At 63.9% G+C, this 7,451-nt stretch carries 7 protein-coding genes; all 7 read left to right on the top strand.

Going from position 1 to position 7,451, the window contains the following annotated elements; translation table 11 throughout:
- The first annotated feature begins 526 nt into the window (after positions 1-526).
- The 7 genes from rpmH (at position 527) to rsmG (ending at position 7,443) form a co-directional block, all read left to right on the top strand.
- Positions 527-661, top strand: a complete 135-nt coding sequence (rpmH, locus tag V6W80_RS23870) for a 50S ribosomal protein L34 (protein WP_017641476.1) — start codon at positions 527-529, stop codon at positions 659-661.
- 12 nt (positions 662-673) lie between these two features.
- Positions 674-1,075 (top strand): ribonuclease P protein component, encoded by a 402-nt coding sequence (rnpA, locus tag V6W80_RS23865; RefSeq protein WP_026083891.1) that lies wholly within the window; start codon positions 674-676, stop codon positions 1,073-1,075.
- Positions 1,068-1,316 carry a membrane protein insertion efficiency factor YidD gene (gene yidD, locus V6W80_RS23860; RefSeq protein ID WP_081594596.1) on the top strand — a complete coding sequence of 83 codons (249 nt, stop codon included), beginning with the start codon at positions 1,068-1,070 and terminating at the stop codon, positions 1,314-1,316. Before rnpA ends, yidD begins: the two co-directional genes overlap by 8 nt.
- Before the next feature lie 2 nt (positions 1,317-1,318).
- Complete coding sequence (yidC, locus tag V6W80_RS23855; RefSeq protein ID WP_064307087.1) at positions 1,319-3,034, top strand: membrane protein insertase YidC; 1,716 nt, start codon at positions 1,319-1,321, stop codon at positions 3,032-3,034.
- 63 nt (positions 3,035-3,097) lie between these two features.
- Positions 3,098-4,462 carry a tRNA uridine-5-carboxymethylaminomethyl(34) synthesis GTPase MnmE gene (gene mnmE, locus V6W80_RS23850; RefSeq protein WP_338545543.1) on the top strand — a complete coding sequence of 455 codons (1,365 nt, stop codon included), beginning with the start codon at positions 3,098-3,100 and terminating at the stop codon, positions 4,460-4,462.
- Positions 4,463-4,906: 444 nt separating this feature from the next.
- Positions 4,907-6,799, top strand: coding sequence for a tRNA uridine-5-carboxymethylaminomethyl(34) synthesis enzyme MnmG (gene mnmG / locus V6W80_RS23845; protein WP_338545542.1), 1,893 nt, complete (start codon positions 4,907-4,909; stop codon positions 6,797-6,799).
- Positions 6,799-7,443, top strand: a complete 645-nt coding sequence (rsmG, locus tag V6W80_RS23840) for a 16S rRNA (guanine(527)-N(7))-methyltransferase RsmG (RefSeq protein WP_338545541.1) — start codon at positions 6,799-6,801, stop codon at positions 7,441-7,443. The genes mnmG and rsmG overlap by 1 nt, the downstream gene beginning before the upstream one ends.
- Positions 7,444-7,451 lie beyond the last annotated feature (8 nt).

The raw sequence follows: 7,451 nt of genomic DNA, 5'->3' as shown, positions 1-7,451 counted from the left end.
AGCGTCTCCCAAGAACTGGAGCGGCCCGGACGGGCCATGAGCAAACGCCCATTGTATCCCTCCCCACCCAGGTTATCCACATGGCCACGCAGTTTCCCGGTAGATAGCCGTCACGGCCATCAGGGGCGGACCCATGACCGTCAGCTCTGTGGATAACGCCGTCTGACCTCTCTGGACATCCCAGGGCTTTTTGTTGTGGATAATCGTGCTGTGCGTAACAGGTCTGCTTATCCACAGCCTCTCAGCAGGCAGAGCACCCGAATTGCACCTGTTGAAAACAGACTTTCCGTTCCCGCTCAGCGCAGAGGCCATCTGCCCTGGCACGATCTATCCACAGAAATCCGCTGCACCATACATATTCACTTCAACAGTCTTTTAAAACCTTCTGACCTGTTGATTTTATTTGGCTGGTCTCCTGTCAGCCGGTGCTGGTTGGAAATTGACCTGCATCGAGGCTTTCTCTAGAATCGCCGGTCTCTTTGCGCGGGGCACTCATGCCTTGCCGCTTTCACCTAGGTAAAAGTCCATGAAACGCACCTTCCAACCCAGCACCCTGAAGCGCGCCCGTGTCCACGGTTTCCGTGCTCGTATGGCAACCAAGAACGGCCGTCAGGTTCTCGCCCGTCGCCGTGCCAAAGGCCGCAAGCGTCTGGCGATCTGATTGCCCGGTCAGGTGGTGAGTCAGGGTTTCGGTCGGGACAGGCGCTTACTGAGCTCCCAACAGTTCCAAGCGGTCTTTGACTCTCCCACCCACAAGGCATCCGGCAAGCACCTGCTGCTGCTCGCCCATGCCAATGGGCTCGACCATTCCCGTCTGGGGTTGGTCATCGGCAAGAAGAGCGTCAAGCTTTCTGTCGAGCGCAATCGCATCAAGCGGGTCATCCGAGATTCCTTCCGTCTGAATCAGGACCGCCTGGGCAGCTTCGATCTGGTCTTCGTCGCCCGCAAGGGACTTGGCGAAGTCGACAATCCCGAATTGCACGATCAGCTGCTGCAACTGTGGAAACGTCTCAATCGCCAGGCGAGCAAGACCGTTGCCCACCCAACCGACAGTCCCGACGGTGCTCATGCGTAAACCGGCCCTGCTGCTGATTCGCTTCTACCGTTATGCCATCAGCCCCATGATGGCCAGTCACTGTCGTTTCTATCCGACCTGTTCCGGTTACGCCCTCGAAGCCATCGAGCGCCACGGGCTGCTGCGTGGTGGCTGGCTGACCACACGGCGACTGTGCCGGTGCCATCCCTGGCACTCAGGCGGATATGATCCCGTTCCTCCCGCAAAGACCCCAGCCCCGACCTCTTCGATGGCCGAGTAAACATGGATATCAAGCGCCCGCTACTCATTGCCGCCTTGGCGATCGTGTCCTACACCCTGGTTTTCCAGTGGAACAAGGATTACGGCCAGGCCGATCTGCCCACGGCCAAGACGCAGACCAGCGTCCTGCCGGGTGACACTCCCAACGTGCCCACCGATGTTCCCGCTGACGCCAAGGCTGCGGCGCCGGTGGACAACTCGACCGCTCAGGCAAGCACTGCGCTCATCAAGGTACGTACCGACGTCCTGGATCTGGCCATCGATCCTCGCGGCGGCGACATCGTCCAGCTCGGTCTGGTGCAGTACCCCCGCCGTCAGGATCATCCCGACGTGCCCTTCATGCTGTTCGACAACGGCAACGAGCGTCTCTACCTGGCCCAGAGCGGCCTGACCGGTGCCAACGGTCCCGACGCCAACAGCGCCGGGCGTCCGCTGTACACCTCGGCCCAGTCCAGCTACGTGCTCGCCGATGGCCAGCAGCAGTTGGTGGTGGATCTCAAGTACCAGGCCAACGGCGTCGACTACACCAAGAGATTCACCTTCCACCGGGGCCTGAAGGTCGATTGCTCGGACGCCGAGAAGGCGCAGAAGAAGATCACCTGCATCAACCCGAACGCCTACCAGATCCAGGTCAGCTACCTGATCGACAACCAGAGCGCCAACGCCTGGAACGGCGTGCTCTACGCCCAGCTCAAGCGGGACAAGAGCGGCGATCCCTCGGCGACCACCGCCACCGGCGTGTCCACCTACCTGGGCGCCGCCGTCGGTACCCCGGCCGAGCCCTATCGCAAGGTGTCCATGAGCGACATGGACAAGAATCGCCTGCAGGAAGCCGTGCAGGGTGGTTGGGTCGGCTGGCTGCAGCACTACTTCGTCACCGCCTGGGTGCCGAACAAGGACGAGCAGCACCAGATCACCACCCGCAAGGACGCCCAGGGCAACTACATCGTCGGCTTCACCGGTCCGCAGTTCAGCGTGCCGGCGGGTGGCAAGGGCGAGACCTCGCTGACCCTCTATGCCGGTCCGAAGATCCAGGAGCACCTCAAGACCCTGTCCCACGGTCTGGAGCTGACCGTCGACTACGGTTTCCTGTGGTTCATCGCTCAGCCGATCTTCTGGTTGCTGCAGCATATCCACAGCATCCTGGGTAACTGGGGCTGGTCGATCATCGTCCTGACCATCATCATCAAGCTGCTGTTCTTCCCGCTGTCCGCCGCCAGCTACCGCTCCATGGCGCGCATGCGCGCCGTCGGTCCGCGACTGCAGGCGCTCAAGGAGCAGCATGGCGACGATCGCCAGAAGATGTCCCAGGCGATGATGGAGCTGTACCGCAAGGAGAAGATCAATCCCCTGGGTGGCTGCCTGCCCATCGTGGTGCAGATGCCGGTGTTCCTGGCGCTGTACTGGGTGCTGCTGGAAAGCGTCGAGATGCGCCAGTCGCCCTGGATGTTCTGGATCACCGACCTGTCGGCCAAGGATCCCTTCTTCATCCTGCCGATCATCATGGGCGCCACCATGCTGGTGCAGCAGATGCTCAACCCGGCACCGCCGGATCCCATGCAGGCCAAGGTCATGAAGATGATGCCCATCGTCTTCACCTTCTTCTTCCTGTGGTTCCCGGCCGGTCTGGTGCTGTACTGGATCGTCAACAACTGCCTGTCGATCCTGCAGCAGTGGTACATTACCCGGAAGATCGAGGCGGCCAGCAAGAAGGCCTGACCTCGCTCACCCTGTCCACACGACGCCCCTTGATTGGGGCGTCGTGCTTTCTGGAGGATCGTCATGTCTCTGCCTTCCGACAGCATCGCCGCCATCGCCACCGCCACCGGGCGCGGCGGGGTCGGCATCGTCCGCGTCTCCGGTCCCCTGGCCGCCCCCCTGGCGCGGGCGATCTGCGGCCGTGAGCTGCCGCCTCGGCATGCCCACTACGGCAACTTCCTCGCCGCCGACGGCAGCGTGCTGGACGCTGGCATCGCCCTGTTCTTTCCCGGCCCCAACTCCTTCACCGGCGAAGACGTGCTGGAACTCCAGGGCCACGGAGGTCCGGTGATCCTCGACCTGCTCCTGCGCCGCACCCTGGAAGAGGGCGCACGCCTGGCCCGCCCGGGGGAATTCAGCGAACGCGCCTTTCTCAACGACAAGCTCGACCTGGCCCAGGCCGAGGCCATCGCCGACCTCATCGAGGCCAGCACCGAACAGGCGGCGCGCAATGCCCTGCGCTCGCTACAGGGCGAATTCTCGCGCCGGGTGGAAAGCCTGGTCGAACAGCTGATCCGCCTGCGCATCTATGTCGAGGCCGCCATCGACTTTCCCGAGGAGGAGATCGACTTCCTCGCCGACGGTCGGGTGCAGGGCCTGCTGGAGGGCGTCCAGGCCGAGCTGCACGAGGTCCAGCGCGAAGCCAATCGTGGCGCCCTGCTGCGCGATGGCATGACCGTGGTGATCGCCGGCCGTCCCAATGCCGGCAAGTCCAGCCTGCTCAATGCCCTGGCCGGTCGCGAAGCCGCCATCGTCACCGACATCGCCGGCACTACCCGGGATGTCCTCCGCGAACATATCCACATCGACGGCATGCCGCTGCATGTGGTCGATACCGCCGGCCTGCGCGACACCACCGACCGGGTCGAGCAGATTGGCGTCCAGCGCGCCCTGGACGCCATCGCCGGCGCCGACCGGGTGCTGCTGGTGGTGGATGCCAGCGCGCCGGAAGCTCGGGATCCCCAGACGCTCTGGCCGGAGCTGCTGAGCACCCGACCGCCGCTGGACAAGCTGACGGTGATCCGCAACAAGGCCGATCTCACCGGCGAGGTTACCGGCCTGCTGGCCACCAGCGAACCGGTGGAGATCGCCCTCAGCGCCACCGATGGCGGCGGTGTCGAAGCCTTGCGCGAGCACCTCAAGGCCTGCATGGGCTTCGAGCAGACCACCGAGGGCGGCTTCAGCGCCCGCCGCCGCCATCTGGATGCCCTGCAGCGGGCGGCCAGCGCCCTGGACCACGGCTATCGCCAGCTCACCCTGGCTGGTTCCGGCGAGCTCTTGGCCGAGGATCTGCGCCAGGCTCAGCAGGTACTCGGCGAGATCACCGGTGCCTTCAGCTCCGACGATCTGCTCGGCCGCATCTTCTCCAGCTTCTGCATCGGCAAGTAACTCCCGCTCCGCTGTAGCAGGCCTGTGCAATGCAGGCCTTGTCTGTCCTCACTTCCCCCTTCCAGAGCCCTGTTGATAACCCCGCCTGAGGTCTGCCCATAAATCGGTGCACGACCTATCCATGATTGCCACTGTGGATAAGCGGGCAAAGGGTCCACAGGATGCTGATAGCTTGTGTTCATCCACAGCACAAGACGTACACCGGGTTCAGTTTTTCCCCAGCCCAGACCTGCCAAGGGCTGGATAAGCTTATCCACAGCGAAGGGCCTGCATATACATAAGCTCTATATCAGTCCTTTTAAAACTTTCTTCCCTATTGTTTATATTGGAGGTCTCTCTTGACGGCTGGTCATTTTTTGGCCAGAACCCCTTCTGCAAGAGCCGCTCAGGCCTTATACTTGCCGGCTTTCCTTTGAATTCCTGCCAACAGGCACGAGGTGCGTGGTGGACTTTCCTTCCCGTTTCGACGTCATCGTGATCGGCGGCGGCCATGCCGGTACCGAAGCGGCCCTGGCGGCCGCTCGCATGGGTGTGCGCACCCTGCTGCTCACGCATAATGTGGAAACTCTCGGCCAGATGAGCTGCAACCCCGCCATTGGCGGCATCGGCAAGAGCCATCTGGTCAAGGAGATCGATGCCCTGGGCGGCGCCATGGCCGCGGCCACGGACCTCGCCGGCATCCAGTTCCGCATTCTCAACAGCCGCAAGGGACCTGCCGTGCGCGCCACTCGCGCCCAGGCCGACCGCGTGCTGTACAAGGCGGCCATCCGCCATACGCTGGAAAACCAGCCGAACCTGTGGATATTCCAGCAGGCCTGTGACGACCTCATCGTCGAAGGCGATCGCGTCGCCGGCGTGGTCACCCAGATGGGCCTGAAATTCCATGCCGACAACGTGGTGCTGACCGCCGGGACCTTCCTCGGTGGTCTTATACACATCGGCCTGCAGAACCACAGTGGTGGACGAGCGGGCGATCCGCCGGCCATCGCCCTGGCCCAGCGCCTGCGGGAACTGCCACTGCGGGTATCGCGGCTGAAGACCGGTACGCCACCGCGCATCGACGGCCGCTCGGTGGATTTCTCGGTGATGACCGAGCAGCCCGGGGATACCCCCCTGCCGGTGATGTCCTTCCTCGGCAATCGCGAGCAGCATCCCCAGCAGGTCAGCTGCTGGATCACCCACACCAACGCCCGCACCCACGACATCATCCGCGCCAACCTGGATCGTTCGCCCATGTACTCGGGCGTGATCGAAGGGGTAGGGCCGCGCTACTGCCCGTCCATCGAAGACAAGATCCATCGCTTCGCCGACAAGGACAGCCATCAGGTCTTTCTCGAACCCGAGGGCCTGACCACCCACGAACTCTATCCCAACGGCATCTCCACCTCGCTGCCCTTCGATGTGCAGCTCGAGGTGGTGCGTTCCATGCGTGGCATGGAGAACGCCCACATCCTGCGGCCCGGCTACGCCATCGAATACGACTTCTTCGATCCGCGGGATCTCAAGTACAGCCTGGAGACCAAGGTCATCGCCGGGCTGTTCTTCGCCGGCCAGATCAATGGCACCACCGGTTACGAAGAAGCCGGCGCCCAGGGTCTGCTCGCCGGGGCCAACGCCGCGCTGCGCGCCCAGGGCCGTGAAGCCTGGTGTCCGCGCCGCGACGAGGCCTACCTCGGCGTCCTGGTGGATGACCTCATCACCCTGGGCACCCAGGAGCCCTACCGGATGTTCACCTCGCGCGCCGAGTACCGGCTGATCCTGCGCGAAGACAACGCCGACCTGCGCCTGACCGAAAAGGGCCGCGAGCTGGGCCTGGTGGACGACCAGCGCTGGGCGCTGTTCGAAGCCAAGCGCGAGGGCATCGTCCTGGAAGAGCAGCGTCTCAAGGCCACCTGGATCCGTCCGGGAACGCCCCAGGGCACGGCGGTCGCCGAGCGTTTCGGCACGCCGCTCAATCACGAATACAACCTGCAAAACCTGCTGGCCCGGCCGGAGATCGACTATGCCGGCCTGATGGCCGCGGTGGGCGAGACGCCGGCCGAGACCCAGGTCGCCGAGCAGATCGAGATCAAGACCAAGTACGCCGGCTACATCGATCGCCAGCAGGACGAGATCCAGCGACTGCGCGCCAGCGATGCCGTGGCGCTGCCCGCGGAGCTCGACTACGCCAGCATTTCCGGACTGTCCAAGGAGATCCAGCACAAGCTGGCCCAGACCCGTCCCGAGACCCTGGGGCAGGCCTCGCGCATTCCCGGCGTCACGCCAGCGGCGGTCTCGCTGCTGCTGATCCACCTCAAGAAGCGCAGCGCCGGTCGCAGCCTGGAGCACAGCGCCTGATGGCCAGCGCGATCCAAGCCAACGAACTGCGTCAGGGCGCCGAGACCCTCGGCGTGGCCCTGACCGCCGCCGTGGAAGAGCGGTTGCTGGGCTACCTGGACCTGCTGGTCAAGTGGAACAAGGCCTACAATCTCACCGCGGTGCGCGATCCCAACGAGATGGTCTCGCGGCACCTGCTGGACAGCCTCAGCATCGTCCCCCACGTGGGCGCCGGACACTGGCTGGATGTCGGCAGCGGTGGTGGCATGCCGGGCATTCCCCTGGCGATCCTCTTTCCCGAGTCGCGCTTCACCCTGCTCGACAGCAACGGCAAGAAGACCCGCTTCCTGACCCAGGCCAGGATCGAACTGGGCCTGGCCAATCTCGACGTGGTCCACGCCCGCGTCGAGGCCTACCAGCCTGCCGCGCCCTTCACCGGCATCGTCTCGCGGGCGTTCAGCGCCATCGACGACTTCGCCACCTGGACGCGCCACCTGGGCGACAACCAAACACAGTGGCTGGCGATGAAGGGGCTGCACCCCGACGACGAACTGGCCAAGCTACCAGCGGATTTCCAAGTTGCGGCGGCGCACGTCCTCGCGGTTCCCGGTTGCCAAGGCCAGCGGCACTTGCTGATACTGCGCCGCACGAACGGAGAGGGGTAAGGCGGTAC

The sequence above is a fragment of the Pseudomonas benzopyrenica genome (genome assembly GCF_036884265.1).
Taxonomy (GTDB): Bacteria; Pseudomonadota; Gammaproteobacteria; order Pseudomonadales; family Pseudomonadaceae; genus Chryseomonas; species Chryseomonas benzopyrenica.
The sequence above is the reverse complement of the archived record's forward strand: the minus strand, read 5'-3'. Positions and strand labels throughout refer to the sequence as shown.